Origin of the sequence: Maribacter sp. MJ134 (genome assembly GCF_003970695.1) — a bacterium.
In the GTDB taxonomy this organism is placed as follows: domain Bacteria; phylum Bacteroidota; class Bacteroidia; order Flavobacteriales; family Flavobacteriaceae; genus Maribacter.
The window spans coordinates 927,044-946,777 of record NZ_CP034570.1 but is presented as its reverse complement, the minus strand read 5'-3'; the positions used below and the strand labels follow the sequence as shown (position 1 = coordinate 946,777).

Below are 19,734 nucleotides of genomic sequence, written 5' to 3'. Positions count from 1 at the left end.
ACCAATGTTTTGAATACACAAAAAAGTGTCTTAACATTGTAAATACCGTAACAAAAATCACATAATTTGTGTACAGCGTTATATATTCGTTTAACTAGCTAAAACTACGTAAATATAATGAGCAAAGATATAGTACAAATTTTTGATACTACGTTAAGAGATGGTGAGCAAGTTCCTGGCTGTAAACTGGACATGGAGCAAAAACTGGTTATCGCGGAACGTTTAGATTCTCTTGGAGTTACCATTATTGAGGCTGGTTTCCCTATTTCTAGTCCGGGAGATTTCAAATCTGTGGAAAGCATTGCCAAATTGGTGAAGAACGCCACGGTTTGTGGACTCACAAGAGCGGTTAAAAAAGATATCGAAGTTGCCGCGGAGGCATTGAAGCATGCGAAAAAACCAAGAATACATACAGGCATAGGCACTTCTGATTCACACATAAAATTCAAGTTCAACTCTAACAGGGATGCTATTATAGAAAGGGCCGTTGACGCGGTCAGTTACGCCAAAACATTTGTGGAAGATGTTGAATTCTACGCAGAAGATGCAGGTAGAACCGATAATGAGTTTTTAGCACGGGTTTGCGAAGCGGTTATCAAGGCAGGTGCTACAGTGCTCAACATCCCTGACACTACGGGCTATTGTCTACCGGAAGAATATGGGGCCAAGATGAAGTATTTAAAAGAAAACGTAACGGGAATCGATAAAGCCATACTTTCTTGTCATTGCCATAACGACCTTGGGTTGGCCACGGCAAATTCAATTGCTGGGGTCATCAACGGAGCGCGACAAATAGAATGTACCATCAATGGCATTGGTGAGCGAGCAGGGAACACCTCTCTAGAGGAAGTGGTGATGATTTTACGACAACATCCTGATCTTAATCTGGATACCACTATCAACAGTAAATTACTGTACGACACCAGCAAAATGGTCTCTCAAAAAATGGGTATGGTCGTACAACCCAACAAGGCCATAGTGGGTGCCAATGCATTTGCCCATAGTTCGGGAATTCACCAAGACGGGGTAATAAAGAATAGGGAAACTTATGAAATCATAGACCCTGCGGAAGTAGGTGTAACCGAATCATCCATTGTGCTTACTGCAAGAAGCGGCAGGGCTGCCTTGGCCTACAGGGCCAAAATCGTTGGTTACGAACTGACCAAACTTCAATTGGATGAAGTGTATGAGGAATTTTTGAAATTTGCCGATAGAAAGAAAGAGATTCTTGATGAAGACATTCATCAAATTATTGAAGCGAGCAGTATCAACTCACAAAGCATTAGCTAATGCATCTAAAAATAGCAGTTCTCGGTGGAGATGGAATTGGGCCAGAAGTTGTGGCACAGTCTATAAAATGCTTACGTTCCGTTGAGGAAACTTTTGGTCATAAATTTACCTTTACAAAAGCGAGGGTCGGTGCCGGTGCCATTGAGAAAAATGGGGATCCTTTGCCCAGCAGAACTTTGGAAATATGCAAACAGTCCGATGCCGTGCTTTTTGGGGCCATAGGCGCCCCGAAATACGATGGGAATCCTTCAGCAAAAGTATGGCCAGAACAGGGTCTTTTACGTTTGCGAAAGGAACTTGGCCTTTTTGCCAATATTAGACCGGTAAAAGTTTTTCCCGCTCTTGTACAACAATCGCCTTTATCAAAGAAAGTGGTAAAAAATACCGATTTGGTTATTTACCGAGAATTATCGGGCGGTATTTATTATGGTGACAAAACAGTGGATGAAACCCGGACTTCTGCAACCGATACCTGTACCTATACCGAAGCTGAAATTAGCAGAATTGCTCATTTGGCCTTCAAGGCCGCTAAGGCAAGGAAAAGAAAAGTCACCCTGGTGGATAAGGCAAACGTATTGGAAACCTCTCGTCTTTGGCGTAGAGTCGTGTATACCATTGCCAAAAGCTATCCAGAAGTTACTTTAGAATCGCTGTTCATCGATAACGCGGCGGTCCAAATGATTCTGGACCCCAACCAGTTCGATGTTATCCTGACCGATAATATGTTCGGCGACATCCTATCCGACCAAGGAAGTGTCATTGCAGGCTCAATAGGTCTGTTGCCTTCTGCCTCCGTTGGAAGCGATTATGCCATGTTCGAGCCCATACACGGCTCTTACCCTGATGCAAAGGATAAAAATGTAGCCAACCCTGTTGCTTCCATTTTAAGTGCTGCCATGTTATTGCAACACTTTAAACTGAACGAAGAATCAGACGCTGTAGTAGCGGCAGTTTTAAAGTCTTTTTCAAAGAAAATTGTTACTGCGGATATTATGGGCAGTAGTAAATACGGAACGGACTATGTGGGTGACTTTATCGCCGATAACATTATGGAATTGGACGGAAGCTTCAACATGAACGATGAGAACATCGATTTAGGGAAATCTACCATCATCTAAAAACACTACTCTTTTAAAAGCGTCGATACGAAGGTGTTGAACTCCTTTTTGAACGCTACATATTTTTCACCCGTAGCAGGTCCGTTAAAACCCGTGTGTATTTTACGTACCGCTCCTTTTTTATCGATAAAAATGGTAGTGGGATACGACAGAACGTGATTTAACATGGGTAATTTTTCTTGGGCTTTTCCTTTGTCGGAAGTGCCGTATTGTGCCAAAAGTATGGGATATGGCACTCCTACCCTGTCCACTAAACGTTTAATGCTTTTTTGCGCCCCTACGGAAGTCTTGGCATACTCAAAAGCCAAACCAACAACCTCTAGATTATCCGCCTTGTTCTTACCTAAATAATCTACCAAAAATTTAGTTTCATCCAAACAGTTGGGGCACCATGTGCCCATGATTTGAACAATAACCACCTTATTCTTAAATCGCCCATCTTCTAATGAAACCATGTTGCCGTCGGCATCAGGAAAAGAAAAAGCCAGTTTCTCATAGCCATCGTTTAAGAACGTTAAGGAATCCGGACTCGGCAACTCATACAACTCATTTCGCTTAGCTACGAACGGTTCCTTAAAATGATTTCCTGAATAAAATGTTCCGTTTAATAGACTGTCCTCTATGCTGCCGGTGAACAAAAATGCATGTGCCCCATCAAAAGCGGATAATTTGAGGGAATCTCCGTCCATCACCCCTTCCAAAAATCGATAGTCTCCGGTTGTGGTCCTGAACGTTCCGGTCACCTTGCCGTTTTTTTGTTCAAAAATACCTTTACCCATATAGTTATCATCGGTTCCCGGGCTAAATTCGGTCTCCCAAATTCCCGATATATCCGCAGTAGCTTTTTCGATATTGGTAAATCTTTCTGAGATTCCAAACTTGGCTTTAAAGGGAACAATCCTATCCAAGCTTTCTTTGATAAATTCTCCTGAGATACTATTTTCAGAAAAGGTTCCCGCAATATATCCTTCAAAAACAGGGGTTTTAATGAGGATAGAATCTCCGTTGATACTGATTTCATCAACCTGAATAGTCTCCTCAGCATTTAAAATGTTCATGCTATATATCCCATTTGGAGTTTTATTCAATTCAAAATTAAAGGGTAACACCTGATTATCCATGACCTCCAACTCCGCCTGCCAAATGCCACTTTTTAACTGAACTTCTTTCTCGTTGGAAGCACACCCGAACAACAAAAGTGTTACAATGAAAACACCGATTCCATTTCTCATATAATAGATTTTAAAAAGGCGAAATAACGACTTAATTGGAAGATTAAAAAATTAAAGGTAAAAGCAAGGTTTCCGTATTGAATGTCTTAGGGCATTGTTTTATCTTTACGCCCTTTAATACCGACTGATGAAGATTTCTTACAACTGGTTAAAGCAGTTTATAAATATAGATTGGGATTCCCAAAAAATGAGTGAACTTTTAACCGACCTAGGCTTGGAAGTTGAAGGCATTACAGCTTTTGAGTCCGTTAAGGGCGGCCTGGAAGGTGTTGTGGTCGGGCATGTGCTCAGCTGCGAGCAGCACAGTAATGCCGATAGGTTAAAACTTACCTCGGTAGATATTGGTCTCCCATCCCCAGTTCAAATAATTTGTGGAGCACCTAATGTAGCCAAAGGACAGAAGGTTCCCGTAGCCACCATTGGCACGAAACTTTACACTCCAGAGGGTGAGGCTTGGACCATTAAGAAGGGGAAAATCCGGGGCGAAGAAAGCCATGGGATGATATGTGCCGAAGATGAACTAGGCTTGGGCAAAAGTCACGACGGTATAATGGTTTTAGATGAAGCGCTACTACCTGGAACCCCTTGTGCGGAGATTTTCGAAGTTGAAAATGATGAGATTTTTGAAATTGGGCTCACCCCGAACAGAGCGGATGCCATGAGCCATTTTGGTGTAGCCAGGGATATAAAAGCCGGTTTACAGCAAAAAGAAATTACCAAAGAATTAATTACTCCTTCCACTAGTCATTACAACATAGACAGTAGAGCATTAAAAATAGATGTTGATGTTCAGGACAACGATTTGGCCCCTAGATATTGCGGAGTAACCTTGAGTAATTTAATCGTGCAACCTTCACCAGACTGGTTAAAGAATAGGCTAAATGCTATAGGCATTACGCCTAAGAATAATATTGTGGATGCCACGAACTACGTACTGCACGAATTGGGTCAGCCACTACATGCTTTTGATGCGAATAAAATAAAAGGCGGTAAGATTGTCGTAAAAACCCTTCCTAAGGGTACCAAGTTTACTACACTGGATGGCTTGGAACGTGAACTACATGAGGAGGATTTAATGATCTGTGATGCGGAAAAGCCCATGTGTATTGCTGGGGTATTTGGAGGGTTACACTCCGGAGTAACGGAACATACTACTTCTATTTTCCTAGAGAGTGCCTATTTTAACCCTGTATCCATCCGGAAATCTGCTAAAAGACATGGATTGAACACCGATGCCTCTTTTAGGTTCGAGCGCGGTATTGATATAGAAAATGTAGAGTACAGCCTGAAGCGAGCAGCACTCCTCATAAAGGAAATTGCCGGAGGTGATATTACTTCTGAAATCGTAGACCTATATCCTAACAAAAGAGAGGATTTTGAAGTTTTTCTCGCTTTCGAGAAAATTAATAAGTTAATTGGTCAGGAGATACCTCAGGATACCATTAAGTCCATTTTGGCCTCGCTGGATATTAAAGTGAAGAATGTAACTGAGACCGGAATGGGACTTTCCGTGCCCTCTTACCGAGTGGATGTTCAGCGCCAGGTTGATGTAATTGAGGAAATTCTAAGGGTATACGGGTATAACAACATTGCGTTCGGTCAAAAACTGAACGCTTCAATTGCCACTACAAATGCCTTTGAAGATCATAAGATACAGTATGCCATTGGAAATTTGTTGGCAGCAAAAGGATACTATGAAATTTTAACCAACAGTCTCTCTTCCCCAAATTATAATGACCTTTTAGAGGGTGCACTAGGGGAACGAACGCCAGTTCAAATGATAAATCCATTGAGTGGTGATCTATCCGTTTTGCGAAAAACCTCCCTATTTTCGGCTTTAGAGGCGGCAAGTTATAATATCAACCGAAAGAGACAGAACCTAAAATTTTTCGAGTTCGGGAAGACCTATCATGCAGCTAATGACGAACGAATTGAAGAAAAGTACCTAAGTATTCTACTTACTGGAGCCACAAATGAAGCTTCGTGGACAGAAGCCACTAAAAAAACGGGATTCTTTCAACTGAAATCCATAGTTGAAACAATACTTTTAAAACTGGGTATAGTGAATACGGTAGCAGATACCCATGACGTCCATTTATTCTCAGAGGGACTACGCATAACCAAAAATCAAAAAGAGCTAGTGAGCTTTGGTGTTGTAAAGCAATCCATTTTAAAAAGTTTCGACATAAAGCAGGAAATACTCTTTGCAGATTTCAAATGGGATACTATTTTAAAAGCCATTCAAAAAAAGGAAGTGCTTTTCACGGAAATACCCAAATATCCGACAGTTAAAAGAGATTTAGCACTATTATTAAACGAGGAAGTAACTTTCAAGGATGTATTGGAGCTTGCCTTCAAAACTGAAAGGAAGATGCTAAAAGAAGTAAATCTTTTTGACGTCTATCAGGGTAAGAACCTGCCTGAAGGAAAAAAATCGTATGCAGTTAGTTTTACACTACAGGACAACAAAGGAACCTTGACGGACAAACAGATTGACAAGGTGATGACCAAAATTACCCAGACTTACGAAAGAGAGCTTGAAGCAACGCTAAGGTAAACTAACTCAAGGCGTCGTAGGAAAGGAACATTTAGTTTCGAGGCTAACCTAGGGGCGATATACGCCACTGATCTGTACCGATAAATTAGAGCTTTACGGGCATGAAAACACTGTCAATTTCATGCATTACGCCGTTACTATGGTTGGAGTCGGCTAGTGTAATTTTAGCTTTGTGACCAAAAATATCGGTTAGAATAATATCTATGCCGTTCATAGTGGCCGTAATCTTCTCTCCTTGAACGGTTGTAAATGTTGCTATACCATTGCCCCTGCACATAGCCCTTAAAATTTTGGATGCAGAAAGTTTCCCTGCTATAATATGATAGGACATCACAGCCTTAAGTTTGGTTTTATTTAAAGGGTTCATTAACCAAGCTACTGTTAGCGGCGGTAACTTTTCAAAGGCCATATTGGAGGGAGCAAAAACGGTAAACTGTCCATCATAACCCAATACATGATCCAAATCGGAGGCGCGCAGGGCGGATAATAAGGTGCTTAGTCTATTAGACGTTTCCGTATTGGAAATGATGGATTGATGTATATCCATTTCGTAAGTGCTAATATCGTTGAGCGCGGCGACTTGGAACTCTTCTTGGGCGTTACAGAATAGAGCAAACAATACCAGGCACAGCGACACGGGGGATGTCCATTTTTTCATTTTCAAGGTTCTAAAATAAGGGGCAATAAAATTAGTGCTCGTTGAAAGGTTCACTTTCATCGACAATATACAATCTTGATCCTAAAGTCAGATGTATATTTTGCCCATGTAAAACATTTTAACATAATTTTAACATTTTAGAAAGTTAAACAGAATTTTATTCAAATCTTTTATTGGCTAACTTTGATAACATTGCTAAAAAGAAAAGAAAATGTTACTACGAAAAACTAATGTTCGGGAAAAGCTGGACTTGGAAAAATCAAAACATTCCCGGTCAGAAGCTGAAGTGTTATCACAAGTACACGATATCTTAAAAGAGGTGGATAAGAACCATGAGCGGATAGCTCAAAACATTACCAAAGGAAAGCACACGCCTGTTAATAATTTTGATTTTGAACTTCTGGAAACTTCTAGAATTTTTCATGTTGATGAAATAAAAAATATCTGTATCAACTACAGGTTGCGTTTTTTAGATTCGAAATATTTTAAAGGCGAAATTCCTGTGGAGGCCATTTCCAAAATAAAAGCCCTAGAAAAACAGCACGACCTAGAACTAAAAGGTTTTAAAATTATCGCTCCGTCTAAACTCTTTAAACTAGAGGACAAGGACGATCCTTTGCTTTTTGCTCCTATTGCTAACAATTATTTTTATTTGATACACCAGTGGGGCAACGATTTACATCCTTTACGACGCGCATTGATGTGGCCCTTTAAAAATATAGTGAATTTAACGGCCTTGGTTTTAGTGATCAGCTATTTCGCAACCCTTTTGGTTCCCAATGGTTTGTTCTCAAAGTCCGATTCTACGATGGAGTTCTGGATAATATATTTCTTTATGTTCAAATGTATTGCCTCCGTAGTAATTTTTTATGGTTTTGCCTTGGGAAAAAACTTCAATCCGGCTATTTGGAACAGTAAGTATTTTAATGTTTGATGCAGTTACCGGTCTGACATTTACAAATCGAAAATCGCAATAGGAATTCCGATAAGGTCGTAGTTGTCCATGAACATAAAATTGGGTGCAGGAGACATTCTCAATATGCCACCTTTGTTTGCCTGTCCTTTCTTCTTATAACCAACGAGTATTAAATCGTTCTTTTCGTCATAACCGACGGCGGTTGCCGATTCAATATTGTATTCAACATCCAATTGGGCAGCGGTTAAAAAATTCTCAAAGTAATATAGCACGGCTGTACTATTACTAAAATCATATACGGCCGGTATTTTTGTACCGCTTTGCGTTTCCATGGTATAGTACATCTTTTGGGAAGTATCAAACGAAAGTGCCATTGTGCTCGAAAACATGGGTTCAGCACCCTCGCCGTATCGTGTGTAGGTAACATTTAAGTCAGATGCGTTCAGCGTAGTATGCAACGTTGGATAGCTAATGATAATATTCCCATCTGGTTTAACGAACATATTACCAACATCCAGACCTAGGTTCATTTCGTGTATAGTTTCTTTAGTGGTTTTTTGAATAACTGAAACGTAATTTTCCTCGGTATTCCCTACATCCTTAGTTAACACGAATAATCGATTATTTGAAACAGCCATTTGCTTTGGTTGCATAGAAATCTCTACATCCTCATAGGTAAGGTTATCTGAAGTTCTTTCTATAAACCGTATAAAGAATTTCTTATCCTTCCCTTCGGATTCAATCATATAGGACAAAAAGACGGAATCCTCATCGTGTGCCATAGTTAATATGGTTAGGCCGCACATTCCTAAATCGTCGAAAACTGAAAAATCGCTTTCCGTAGCGTTCTTAAAATCATACACCAAAACCTCACCGGTACAATTACCTGTGCTCTTGTAAAAACTATATTGGTATTCGCTTCTATAACTTAATTCGGGTATTTGAAATCCAGGAAATCTATTTTGCGCATCGCTTAATTGTAATGCTCTCCCGTCAAAACTAAGAAGTGTACTGTTCAATGTTGTAGCACCTTGTAACAAAATACCATAATCCGAACGGTTCAAATCCGTAGTCCCGTCCGAAGATTCATCTGTAGTTTTACTGCAGGCAAGGAGGAGTAGTGTCAGCACAAGGCTGACCGTGTAGGCGTAGGTTTTCATAAAAGCAAGAATTTGGGTTCAACTTCTACTATACAGGAACAGTATACATTTTGCCCCGCTGCTCCCTTAATGCCTTGTCAGACATATATTCATCAAACGTAGAATAACGGTCAATGTTGCCTTTTGGAGTTAATTCCACGATCCTATTGGCAACAGTTTGCGCAAATTCATGATCATGGGTTGTGAACATCACGGTGCCCTTGAAATTTTTCAGGGAATTATTGAATGCCGTAATACTTTCCAAATCCAAATGATTGGTAGGTTCGTCCAGCATTAGAACATTGGCCCTTAGCATCATCATTCTACTAAGCATGCATCTTACCTTTTCTCCTCCGGAAAGCACCGTACATTTCTTAAGTGCTTCCTCACCACTAAAAAGCATTTTACCCAAAAAACCTCTTATATAGACCTCTTCACGCTCTTCTTCGGTCTTAGCCCACTGTCTTAACCAATCTACCAAATTGTTGTTACTGGTAAAAAAATGGGAGTTATCCGCTGGCAAGTAGGATTGTGTTGTGGTAACGCCCCATTGAAATGTGCCTTTATCAGCTTTTTTATTGCCATTGATGATTTCGTAGAAAGCCGTGGTTGCCCTAGAATCCCTGGATATAATGGCCACCTTATCTCCCTTAGCAAGGTTTAAGTTGATATTTTCGAACAACAAATCCCCATCCTCGGAAGTTGCCGACAGTCCCTCTACATTCAAAATTTGGTCTCCAGCCTCTCGTTCTCTTTCAAAAATAATGGCCGGATATCTTCTGCTGGAAGGTTTTATATCATCAACCTTAAGTTTAGACAACATTTTCTTACGAGAGGTGGCCTGTTTACTTTTGGCAACATTGGCACTAAAACGCATGATAAACTCCTGCAGCTCCTTCGCTTTTTCTTCCGATTTTTTATTTTGTTGCGCTCTTTGTCTTGCAGCTAATTGACTACTCTCGTACCAAAAGGTGTAATTACCGGAATATAGGTTCAGTTTTCCGAAGTCTATGTCCCCTATATGAGTACATACGGTATCTAAAAAGTGACGGTCGTGAGACACGACGATTACCGTATTTTCATAATCCGCTAAAAAGTTTTCCAACCAATTAATGGTCTCATAGTCCAGGTCATTGGTAGGTTCATCCATAATAAGCACATCGGGACTTCCGAACAGCGCTTGTGCAAGAAGAACACGCACCTTTAATTTGGAATCCATATCGGCCATCATAGTGTAATGAAGGTCTTCATTTATTCCTAAATTGGACAATAAGGCCGCTGCATTACTATCAGCGTTCCAACCGTTCATTTCTTCAAACTGTACTTGCAGCTCCCCTATTCTGTCCGCATTTTTATCATCGTAATCCGCATAAAGCGCATCAATTTCCTTCTTAATTTCGTACAGCGGCCTGTTTCCTTTTACAACGGTCTCCAGCACCGTAAAACCATCCGAGGCGTTGTGGTCTTGTTCCAGAATGGACATTCTCTTACCAGGCTCTAAGTGGACATGACCCGATGTAGGTTCGATGTGCCCACCTAATATTTTAAGGAAAGTAGATTTGCCGGCACCATTGGCCCCTATTATCCCGTAACAGTTACCCTGCGTGAACGAAACATTTACTTCATCGAACAAAACTCTTTTCCCAAACTGGACCGATAAATTAGAAACAGATAGCATAAACACTTTTTTAAAATCCGTGCAAAAATACAGAATTTTAGGGGCTAAAACCAACAAACAAGTACTACATCTCCTTTAACGTACCTTATGACTTAAACCCCTAACATTTAACGAGCTATTAACAGGGTGCAACTAGGCGGTTGTTTAATTTTGTTCCACATTTTACTGAAACTGTGTATGAATAGATATTTACTTCTATTACTTATATTTAGTTGTCTTGCATGTGAATCCAACAAATCAGCGTCAAACAACATTTATTTTACAGGAGAAATTGTGAATCCAACGGACGAGTACGTCGTACTCTTCAAAGGAAGCGCGGTGATTGATTCTGCTAAATTAGACGGGAACAATAGATTCTCTTTTAATTTGGACAGTACAGATGATGGTCTCTTCCATTTTAACCATGCCCCTGAATATCAGTATGTTTACCTTGAAAAGGGAGATACATTGTTGGTGCGTTTGAATACGCAAGATTTTGACGAATCCTTAGTATTCTCAGGAACAAACGAAGAGGTAAACAACTTTTTATTAGAGTTGTTCTTAGCTAACGAAGAGGAAGAAAGACTCATACGTAGCGAATATTTTAATTTTGAAGCAGATGATTTCCAAAAGGAAATAGATGCTTTGGCCGATAGTAAAATAGAGGCGCTTAATGCCATTAAGTTAGAATCGGGCTTATCGGAGAAGGCCTATGAAATAGCTAAAGCAAGTATTGATTATACCTACTACGGCTACAAGGAAATTTATCCTTTTGAGCATAAGCGGAAACTTAGGGAAAATACCCTGCATGAGGTAACGGACGATTTCTATGCGTATCGCAAGCACATTGACTATAATAACGAAAGTTTAATTTATCTACGCCCCTATTACGATTTCATGAAATCGCATTTTGGCAATTTGTCCTATATGACCTGTTCGCATTCTTGCGGTATAAAGGGTAATGTGGTGAACAATCAATTACATTTTAACAAGCATAAACTGCATGTTATAGATAGTTTGGTGGTAGAAAAAGAGTTACGTGATAATTTATTTAGGAACGTAGCCTTCAACTATCTACTTAAAGAGCATGATGCACCTGAGAACAACAAGGTATTCTTGGATGAATTTGAGAAGGTCTCCCAAAATAACATGCATATTGAAGAAATAGAAAACCTGTATAACGGTATAAGAAATATTCAGCCTCAAAATAAGATACCGGCAATCCCCGTTGTTTCATTTGATGGTGTTACCACTACCCTAACCGAAATTTCTAAAGACAAGAAAGTAGTCTTCTATTTTTGGTCAGCTACCAATAAAAACCACTACAAAAATATTTTCAAACGAGTGGATAAATTAGAGCAACTGAAAAAAGACCATACTTTCGTAGGTATCAACATAAAAACGGAACCAAATAATTGGGAGGGAATTATAAAAAATTTCAACTTGGACACGAGTACCCAATTTAGAACAGACGATTTTGAAGGAATCACCAATCAGCTTGTTATTTACCCCATGAACAAATGTATTATTACGGAAGATACCCTTATTGTTGATGCATTCTCCAACATTTACGAACGACTTTAGTTAAAGTCGTGATAGTGGTTATTATAGGCCACTGTGACGTAAAATAAGTTGTTCATACCATTTTCCTGGCAAAAGTCTTTTTAGCACTATCGAGAAACGCTGTAAAAAAGAGCCTACTTTGTAGTGTACCTTTGGGTTCTTAGTATTTATAATTTTATGTACTTTTTGGGCAACTAGCAAAGGATTGCCGCCACCATCTACATCTTCATCTATTAAGGTCAATGTTGTGTTATAACTTTCTTTGTACGGGGAGTTTTGCAAAACCGGAGCATGATACCTACCTGAGGCAATATTGGTCGCAAAATCTCCTGGAGCTAAGCTTGTTACGTGAATCCCAAAGTCTTTGGTTTCCATTCGTAAACTTTCCGTAATGAGTTCCATGGCCCCCTTTGTGGCGGAATAGATACCTCTAAAAGGTAGTCCCATATACCCAGCGATGGAAGTAATGTTAATTATCAATCCAGTATTTTGAATGCGCATTTGAGGTAGTACCGCTTTGATAACGTTCAAGGGTCCATTGAAATTGGTGTCAAAAGCATTTAAAACTTCTTGGTTTGGAGTTTCCTCCAAAGGTCCAGTGATACCAATACCAGCATTATTTATTACGATATCCAGTCTTCCTTCAATAGTAACTAACTCAGAAATCGCTTTTTGTATACTTGTCGGATTTCTTACATCCATTTCTAATAACTTGAAATCAGAAAATCCTTTATAATTATTCAAATTCCTAGTGGTGCCATAAACCTTATAATTCTTTGAACTAAGATAACCTCCTATGGCCTTTCCTATTCCTGAAGAACCTCCTGTTATAAGTATGACTTTCTGCTCCATGACGGTTGCAAATTAACGAATTAAATTCAGATGAAACTATCAGTTGAAAAGTTGAAAAGAGTGCTTTACCATCAAATTAGTAGGGTCTGATTATGGCGCCTTAATGGAAGTGTTTCCTTGACTTTAGCGCACAAAAAAAGGCAAGCTACCTACATCGCACCGCTACAACCATATACCCTTGCTGCGTTCCCACCCTGGGGGATTCTACAGGAGCTGGTCGTGTAGGACTTGCCAGCTGCAAATATACAATCTTTTAAAACTTTCCCAATCCTTTTTACATTCTAAATTTTATGAATAAATTGCTCTTTTATGTGCTTTCAATTTAAAACAGCCCGGTTTTATTTAACCTACACTAAGATATATTCCTATGACCTATTTTAAACCCTTCTTTATCAGTACAATTGTATTACTTTTTATGGCCTGTGGTAGTGGAAACCAAAAACCGTCATCACTATTTGAAATCGTTTTGGAAGGAAACTCTACGTCCATAAAACAAAATGAAGCGCTAGGTGTAAGTGTAAAAAACCTAAAGGACAAATCCATTGACAATATCGTTTATTCCGTGGACGACGAGCAAATGCAATTAAATGGAAACAAAATCAAGTTCAATGTTCCCAAACTAGGGAATAAGGTATTAAAGGCGGATGTCACCTATGAAGGCAATACGGTAAGCGTAACCAAGAAAATTAAACTACTCGCCGCTACGGCCCCAGAAATATATACCTATATGATTATAAACGAATATCCCCATGATACCAATGCCTACACGCAAGGTTTAGAGTTCTACAAAGATACCTTATATGAGAGCACCGGTAAGAGAGGTCGCTCTTTTTTAAGGAAGTTAGATTTTAAAACAGGTAAGGTATTTGATCAGATAGATTTGGACAAAACCTATTTTGGTGAAGGCATCACCATCTTACAGGACAGGGTATATCAACTCACATGGCAGAGTGGATTAGGTTTTGTTTACGATGTAGATGGATTAAAAAAACTAGATAATTTCCAGTACGGAAAAAGTAGAGAAGGTTGGGGTTTGGCCAACAATGGAGAAAACATTTTTAAGAGCGACGGTACCGAAAAAATATGGATCTTGAATCCGGAAACACTTATAGAAGAAGGATATATTGAAACCGTGACCAATTCTTCGGTATTCAATAAGGCCAACGAACTAGAATATGTAGACGGGAAGTTATACGCCAATGTATACCAAAAACCAAGCGTCATGATTATTGATAGTAATAGTGGCGCAATTGAAGGTGTCATTAATTTTGGGGGCTTAAGCGATAAGGTAACCAAAACGGATACTTGGGTAGCTACGGATAATGTATTGAACGGAATAGCTTACCACCCTACAAGAAAAACTTTTTTTGTAACCGGTAAGGACTGGGATAAGTTATTCGAAGTTCGAATTCAAAAAAAATAAGATGTCTTTCTACCAAAAGGAAATTGAGGTTTCTGCGGAGGATTTAGACGATTTAAATCACGTTAACAATGTGCGTTACGTGCAATGGATTCAGGATATCTCCAAGGAACATTGGGTAGCTAAGGCACCACAAAATATACAGGAAGAGGTAATCTGGGTGGTAATGACGCATTATATCGAATACAAATCTGCAGCTGTCCTAAACGACCCAATCTTATTAAGGACCCATATCAAAGACAGTAGTGGCGCCAAATGCACTCGTGTGGTAGAAATGTACAACAGCATAACAAATACCCTTTTAGTACGTTCAAATACAGAATGGTGTTTGCTCAACAGACAGAGTCTACGACCCATCAGAATCTCGGAAGAAATCAAGGCAATATTTTCCTAAATATTTAAATACGTGCGGATTAAGGTTTTACTAGTTTTTCTTATAACAGGGCTATTCGTTTGGTTCAGCTCGTGTAGAAAAGATTTTGAATATGCTCCTAGTGCGGGTAACCTTTCCTTTTCCAAGGACACCGTTTACTTAGATACTATTTTCAGCAACATTGGCAGCAGCACCTATAGCCTTAAAGTATATAATCCTACTAGGGACGATGTAATCATCCCATCCATTGGGTTACAGAACGGCCCAACCAGCGCTTACCGATTAAATGTGGATGGAATTGCGGGCAAGACCTTTCAAAACATACCCCTAAATGCCCAAGACAGCCTATTTATCTTCATTGAAACCACGGTGGATATTTCCGATAATGATTTGAATACATTACTCTATACGGATGCCATCCAATTTGATGCTGGTAGTAACATACAAGAAGTACAGTTAGTAACTTTAGTTAAAGATGCCATATTCTTATTCCCCGAAACGGATGCCAGTGGAGAAACCGAAATGATAACCTTGGACTTTGATGCCGAGGGCAATCAAATACAAGTAGAAGGTTTTGAGCTCTCGGACGCGGAATTGAATTTTACCGGTGAGAAACCTTACGTCATCTACGGTTTTGCCGTAGTGCCCGAAGGTAAAGAACTACTAATAGACCCGGGAGCAAGAATACACTTTCATAAAGATTCCGGTTTGCTGATAAAAGAAGGTGCTACCATAACCATTAACGGTGCGTTAAGTGAGAATAGAGAACTTCTGGAAAATGAGGTTATTTTTGAAGGCGACCGTTTAGAACCCAGTTTTTCTGATATCCCAGGACAATGGTCGGGCATATGGATAGCAAGGGGTAGTATTTCGAATGTAATTTCTTATACCACCATCAAAAATGCAACGGTCGGTTTATTTATAGAAGGTGACGGCGTCCTTGATACGCCTACCTTAACCATTGAAAACAGTCAACTCTATAACAACGCTAGCCACAATATTTGGGCGGAGACAGCTTATATAGAAGCGCAGAACGTAGTTTTAGGTTCGTCGGGTTCCTCTTCCCTATATTGTAGTCTTGGAGGTAATTATTCCTTTATCCACAGTACTATTGCCAACTATTGGAGCAATGGTTTTAGAGTTGATGCCGCTTTAGAAATTGATAATTTCATACCTAATCTTGACAATAATGCTAATAGTGCTCATCTGGTAAAGGCCGATTTTAAGAATTGTATCATTGCTGGAAATGGATTTACAGAGCTTTCCTTAACATCAAATGATGAAAACGATTTTAACTTTAATTTCTCCAATTGCTATATAAAGTTCGATGATATTTCCAATAGTTTTCAAACCGACCCTTTGTACGACTTTGAAAATAATTCCAATTATGAAAGCGTCATTCTAGAGGGAGATTTAGACTTTTTTAGGACCAATAGGAATGATTATAGAATTGGACTTGATGCTGAGGTAATCAATCAGGGAAATCCAATTTTCTCCGCAGAAGTACCGCTAGATATTCTCGGCATTAACAGAACATCTAATCCAGATTTGGGTGCCTACCAAGCTCGTGATAAGGAAGAAGACTAATTTTATTGAAAGTTTTTTCTTTCAAATAGGGAGCTTCAACGCATTTTATAACAATATCCTCCACTTTTATAAGGTTTTCCTCGGTCAGTTTGGTATTTACAATTATTAACTTGCTGTAGAACACTATTTATTTTGGAATACAATTACAGTATAATAGACTCCGATGCGGTCTCAAATTTGCAGTTACAGGCATTTTTGGACGAGTATGGCGACTTTAGCTGTGTAGGAAACCTAAAGAGTCCGTCCGATGGTCTGAACAATATTCTCAAGTACACTCCAGATATTATTTTTGTTAATTTAAACGATAAGGCTTCTGCCCTATTTCAAATGGTTGTGGAATTGCATCAGTATGTCACCACCGTTCCCTTGGTCATCGGTATATCCAAAACAAAAGAGCATGCTTACGAAGCGATAAAAAATAATTTCTTCGATTATTGGTTGCTACCGTATAATGAGTTCGACATTAGAAAATCCTTGCTAAAACTAAGGAAAAAGCTTCCAAAGGAAGCTGCACCACAAACCATTTGTCTAAAATCTTATAATGATTTTCAATATCTGGACACCACGGATATTCTGTACCTACAAGCGGATAACAACACTACCGAATTTCATATGATAGGCGGCAACGTTACCCATGCATATAAGACATTAAAAACTTTTGAAAAGCAGCTTCCAAAAAACTTTGTACGTATACATCAAAGTTATATCGTTAATACGGACTATGTTTCTAGAATAAACTTTGGGAAGTCTATCTGCGCCTTAAAGAAAAATAATAAAAGTCTTCCTTTTTCTAAAACTTACCGAGAGAATATGGATAATCTTAAAAAAATCCTTTCCCAAAACTCCGTTTCCAACTTAAATTAACGAATTCTCTCAAAACTAGGCCAAATACTCGTAGACCATCTACAACCACTAGTTATAGGCTCTAAAATAGTATTCACCCTGTCATGCTTATTACCTTGGCAGTATAATAAACGTATACAAACTAAAAAATAAATAAACATGAAAAAGGTAATCAGCATTTTCGCAGTAGCAGCAATGGCATTTGGAGTAACTACTTTTGTAGTGGATAGCAACTCAAACGAATTTAATTTTTTAGATGATATTAGTAGTATGATAGCTTGTGATGATTGTTCTAAATCCGAGGATGATCGAGGTAATGGTAATAATAACGCGTAGTTCTCCAGTTGATAATAATATGTTGAGCCTTGAAGTTGTACTTCAAGGCTTTTTTTTATCTTGTACTTAATGTTGAAAGCTAAACTAATTAAGCGAAATAAAAGGTTAAGGTTTTTTTTAGTAACCTTAGTTATCATATTTGGGCAGTTCACCTTAGGACAAAAGAAAAATTTAAATCAAACCGAAATTACCAATGATAGCGTAAATAGACTTGTCCAATCATTTCAAAATAAAGTTTCCGAACCGGAAGATGAATTTGCCTGGTTAGACCAAGCCTATACTTATGCAAAATCTTTGAGTGATGAACAACTAAAACTAAAACTAGTTTCCAAACTTTCCTTTAAAAGCATTCGTACAAAGGACACGGCTTTGTTTCGAAGGATAAATCACGATGCCATAAGATTGGGGCGTATTGCAAATGATTCGGTAATACTAGCGGAAGCTCACTGGGATTTAGCGGTATTCTTTAAGAGAAGGGCCGTATTGGACAGTGCATATTTTCATTACTACGAAGCTCAGAAAATATATGATTTAAAAGAAAATTATTTAAATTCCGGGAAATTACTATTGTACATTGCAAACATCCAGGAAAGTGTCAAAGACTATGTGGGTGCCGAAACGAATCTCATTTTAGCTATTGAACGCTTGAAGCAAACGGATAGTTATAGAGATTTATTTGAGACCTACAATGATTTAGGAGTTGTATCTGAAGACCTAAAGCAGTATTCCAAAGCTATCGCTTACTTCAATCAAGCACGTACCTATCTAGACAAATTGGACAATGACACCTCCTATCTACTTAGACTTAAAAATAACCTAGGTATTGTATATAGGGAGAGTGGCGACTATAAAAAAGCAATCGAGAAATTCGAAGAGGTATTAGGAACGCCAGATGCAAATAAAATAAACATCAGTTTGTTCGCAAAAACCTTGAACAACTTAGCACTTTGTAAAATCCGTATCGGTGATACCATAGATGTCGAAAGTAAAATAAAGCGGTCCATAGTACTGAACGATAGTTTGGAATCAGGTAGCTTGGTCTCCTCCTATTATAGCATGGCGGAGTTAAGGCTTTTACAGAAAGACACCAGTGCTAGTATTGAATGGGCAGAGAAATCCTTACTATTGGCCCAGAAAAATGAGAACAATAAGCGCATCTTGGAAAACCTTGCATTTTTGGCCAGAATTGATGCCGAAAAAGCCTCGGACTATGCGCAACACTATATTGCACTTACCGATAGTCTTCAATTAGAAGAAAGGAAAATACGTAACAAATTTGCACGTATCCGCTTTGAAACGGACGAGTTTATTGCAGAAAATGAGGAACTTGCCGAAGAAAAGGAAGTGCTTAGCCAGCAGAAACAAATGTGGACGGGGATTGCCTTGGGCTTCTTTTTGCTGGGGCTCTCCGTGTATATTATCATCAACCAAAGAGCGAAAAATCAAAAATTACGTTTTCTACAACAACAGCAAGAAAATAATGAGGAGATTTTTAATCTTATGCTTGCCCAAAAACAGAAGGTAAATGAGGTGAAACGAATGGAACAGAAGCGTATCTCAGAGGAATTGCACGACGGGGTGTTGGGAAAAATGCTAGGAGCACGGATGGTTTTGACAGGTTTGAACAAAAAAACGGATTCCGAGGCTATAAAGGAGCGCTCTTCTGCAATCGTAGCCTTAAAGGATGTTGAAAATGAAATTCGATCTATTTCTCACGAGCTTAGTCATTCCGCTTATACCAGAATCCATAATTTCGTAAATTCCATAGAGGCATTATTACAATCGGCGAAAGGGAACAACAATATAAATACCATCTTTAACTACGATGAGAATGAAGATTGGGACAGCTTGGTAGGAGATGTAAAAATCAATGTTTATCGCATTATACAAGAAACTTTACAAAACGCGGTAAAACATGCAGTCTGTAAAAATTTCTTTGTTAACTTTGAAAGAATAGATAACGAATTTGTCGTTACCATGAGGGATGATGGCAAAGGTTTTAAATTTGAAAAGGAGAAAAAAGGTATTGGCATGCGTAATATAAGGTCCAGGGTCAATAAGCTGAACGGCAATTGGAAAATAAGCTCAAAGCCCGGAAATGGAACCACTATTCAGGTCCAGATTCCTTTAAAGCCGAATTCGTCACTAAAGGACAATACTAAAAATCAATTACAGGACGTTTAAACCTGTACT

At 38.9% G+C, this 19,734-nt stretch carries 16 protein-coding genes and 1 other RNA gene; 11 read left to right on the top strand and 6 right to left on the bottom strand.

Annotation, left to right across the window (positions count from 1 at the left end):
* The first annotated feature begins 117 nt into the window (after positions 1-117).
* Complete coding sequence (locus EJ994_RS04100; RefSeq protein WP_126591324.1) at positions 118-1,290, top strand: 2-isopropylmalate synthase; 1,173 nt, start codon at positions 118-120, stop codon at positions 1,288-1,290.
* Positions 1,290-2,408 (top strand): 3-isopropylmalate dehydrogenase, encoded by a 1,119-nt coding sequence (gene leuB, locus EJ994_RS04095; RefSeq protein ID WP_126591323.1) that lies wholly within the window; start codon positions 1,290-1,292, stop codon positions 2,406-2,408. Before EJ994_RS04100 ends, leuB begins: the two co-directional genes overlap by 1 nt.
* 5 nt (positions 2,409-2,413) lie before the next feature.
* On the opposite strand, the gene EJ994_RS04090 is transcribed toward leuB, so the two are convergent.
* On the bottom strand, positions 2,414-3,640 hold the full coding sequence (locus EJ994_RS04090; RefSeq protein ID WP_126591322.1) for a peroxiredoxin family protein: 1,227 nt from the start codon (positions 3,638-3,640) through the stop codon (positions 2,414-2,416).
* A 127-nt stretch (positions 3,641-3,767) separates the two neighbouring features.
* Between EJ994_RS04090 and pheT the strand changes: the two genes are divergently transcribed.
* Positions 3,768-6,197: a phenylalanine--tRNA ligase subunit beta gene (gene pheT / locus EJ994_RS04085; RefSeq protein WP_126591321.1), complete on the top strand. Its 2,430-nt coding sequence runs from the start codon at positions 3,768-3,770 to the stop codon at positions 6,195-6,197.
* An 85-nt stretch (positions 6,198-6,282) separates the two neighbouring features.
* On the opposite strand, the gene EJ994_RS04080 is transcribed toward pheT, so the two are convergent.
* Entirely contained in the window at positions 6,283-6,855 is a 573-nt protein-coding gene (locus tag EJ994_RS04080) for a fasciclin domain-containing protein (RefSeq protein WP_241240848.1), read from the bottom strand.
* Between the two features lie 211 nt (positions 6,856-7,066).
* On the opposite strand from EJ994_RS04080, the gene EJ994_RS04075 reads away from it, so the two are divergent.
* On the top strand, positions 7,067-7,789 hold the full coding sequence (locus tag EJ994_RS04075; protein WP_126591320.1) for a hypothetical protein: 723 nt from the start codon (positions 7,067-7,069) through the stop codon (positions 7,787-7,789).
* 20 nt (positions 7,790-7,809) lie between these two features.
* Here the strand turns inward: EJ994_RS04075 and EJ994_RS04070 are convergent, their stop codons facing one another.
* The gene (locus tag EJ994_RS04070; RefSeq protein WP_126591319.1) at positions 7,810-8,931 is read right to left on the bottom strand and encodes a hypothetical protein; all 1,122 of its coding nucleotides are present in this window, start codon (positions 8,929-8,931) and stop codon (positions 7,810-7,812) included.
* A gap of 28 nt (positions 8,932-8,959) precedes the next feature.
* Complete coding sequence (locus EJ994_RS04065) at positions 8,960-10,588, bottom strand: ABC-F family ATP-binding cassette domain-containing protein (RefSeq protein ID WP_126591318.1); 1,629 nt, start codon at positions 10,586-10,588, stop codon at positions 8,960-8,962.
* Between the two features lie 177 nt (positions 10,589-10,765).
* On the opposite strand from EJ994_RS04065, the gene EJ994_RS04060 reads away from it, so the two are divergent.
* Positions 10,766-12,151 (top strand): TlpA family protein disulfide reductase, encoded by a 1,386-nt coding sequence (locus EJ994_RS04060; protein WP_126591317.1) that lies wholly within the window; start codon positions 10,766-10,768, stop codon positions 12,149-12,151.
* A 21-nt stretch (positions 12,152-12,172) separates the two neighbouring features.
* Here EJ994_RS04060 and EJ994_RS04055 read toward each other — a convergent pair whose 3' ends face one another.
* Both EJ994_RS04055 and ffs read right to left on the bottom strand, forming a co-directional pair.
* Positions 12,173-12,982 (bottom strand): SDR family oxidoreductase, encoded by an 810-nt coding sequence (locus tag EJ994_RS04055; protein WP_099575084.1) that lies wholly within the window; start codon positions 12,980-12,982, stop codon positions 12,173-12,175.
* A 135-nt stretch (positions 12,983-13,117) separates the two neighbouring features.
* Positions 13,118-13,216, bottom strand: an RNA gene (ffs, locus tag EJ994_RS04050) — signal recognition particle sRNA small type.
* 133 nt (positions 13,217-13,349) lie between these two features.
* On the opposite strand from ffs, the gene EJ994_RS04045 reads away from it, so the two are divergent.
* From EJ994_RS04045 to EJ994_RS04025, 6 genes are all read left to right on the top strand, one after another.
* On the top strand, positions 13,350-14,405 hold the full coding sequence (locus tag EJ994_RS04045; RefSeq protein WP_126591316.1) for a glutaminyl-peptide cyclotransferase: 1,056 nt from the start codon (positions 13,350-13,352) through the stop codon (positions 14,403-14,405).
* Position 14,406: 1 nt separating this feature from the next.
* On the top strand, positions 14,407-14,796 hold the full coding sequence (locus EJ994_RS04040; RefSeq protein WP_099575086.1) for an acyl-CoA thioesterase: 390 nt from the start codon (positions 14,407-14,409) through the stop codon (positions 14,794-14,796).
* Between the two features lie 12 nt (positions 14,797-14,808).
* Entirely contained in the window at positions 14,809-16,362 is a 1,554-nt protein-coding gene (locus EJ994_RS04035; RefSeq protein WP_126591315.1) for a hypothetical protein, read from the top strand.
* A gap of 132 nt (positions 16,363-16,494) precedes the next feature.
* Positions 16,495-17,226 carry a LytR/AlgR family response regulator transcription factor gene (locus EJ994_RS04030; RefSeq protein ID WP_126591314.1) on the top strand — a complete coding sequence of 244 codons (732 nt, stop codon included), beginning with the start codon at positions 16,495-16,497 and terminating at the stop codon, positions 17,224-17,226.
* Positions 17,227-17,364: 138 nt separating this feature from the next.
* Positions 17,365-17,541 carry a hypothetical protein gene (locus tag EJ994_RS17385; protein WP_164721416.1) on the top strand — a complete coding sequence of 59 codons (177 nt, stop codon included), beginning with the start codon at positions 17,365-17,367 and terminating at the stop codon, positions 17,539-17,541.
* A gap of 69 nt (positions 17,542-17,610) precedes the next feature.
* Positions 17,611-19,725 (top strand): tetratricopeptide repeat protein, encoded by a 2,115-nt coding sequence (locus EJ994_RS04025; protein WP_126591313.1) that lies wholly within the window; start codon positions 17,611-17,613, stop codon positions 19,723-19,725.
* Positions 19,726-19,734: the final 9 nt, after the last annotated feature.

Excerpts from the sequence above, each read along its gene's own strand:
- EJ994_RS04100 (WP_126591324.1), top strand. The coding sequence starts at position 118 with ATGAGCAAAGATATAGTACAAATTTTTGATACTACGTTAAGAGATGGT.
- leuB (WP_126591323.1), top strand. The coding sequence starts at position 1,290 with ATGCATCTAAAAATAGCAGTTCTCGGTGGAGATGGAATTGGGCCAGAA.
- EJ994_RS04090 (WP_126591322.1), bottom strand. The coding sequence starts at position 3,640 with ATGAGAAATGGAATCGGTGTTTTCATTGTAACACTTTTGTTGTTCGGG.
- pheT (WP_126591321.1), top strand. The coding sequence starts at position 3,768 with ATGAAGATTTCTTACAACTGGTTAAAGCAGTTTATAAATATAGATTGG.
- EJ994_RS04080 (WP_241240848.1), bottom strand. The coding sequence starts at position 6,855 with ATGAAAAAATGGACATCCCCCGTGTCGCTGTGCCTGGTATTGTTTGCT.
- EJ994_RS04075 (WP_126591320.1), top strand. The coding sequence starts at position 7,067 with ATGTTACTACGAAAAACTAATGTTCGGGAAAAGCTGGACTTGGAAAAA.
- EJ994_RS04070 (WP_126591319.1), bottom strand. The coding sequence starts at position 8,931 with ATGAAAACCTACGCCTACACGGTCAGCCTTGTGCTGACACTACTCCTC.
- EJ994_RS04065 (WP_126591318.1), bottom strand. The coding sequence starts at position 10,588 with ATGCTATCTGTTTCTAATTTATCGGTCCAGTTTGGGAAAAGAGTTTTG.
- EJ994_RS04060 (WP_126591317.1), top strand. The coding sequence starts at position 10,766 with ATGAATAGATATTTACTTCTATTACTTATATTTAGTTGTCTTGCATGT.
- EJ994_RS04055 (WP_099575084.1), bottom strand. The coding sequence starts at position 12,982 with ATGGAGCAGAAAGTCATACTTATAACAGGAGGTTCTTCAGGAATAGGA.
- EJ994_RS04045 (WP_126591316.1), top strand. The coding sequence starts at position 13,350 with ATGACCTATTTTAAACCCTTCTTTATCAGTACAATTGTATTACTTTTT.
- EJ994_RS04040 (WP_099575086.1), top strand. The coding sequence starts at position 14,407 with ATGTCTTTCTACCAAAAGGAAATTGAGGTTTCTGCGGAGGATTTAGAC.
- EJ994_RS17385 (WP_164721416.1), top strand. The coding sequence starts at position 17,365 with ATGAAAAAGGTAATCAGCATTTTCGCAGTAGCAGCAATGGCATTTGGA.
- EJ994_RS04025 (WP_126591313.1), top strand. The coding sequence starts at position 17,611 with ATGTTGAAAGCTAAACTAATTAAGCGAAATAAAAGGTTAAGGTTTTTT.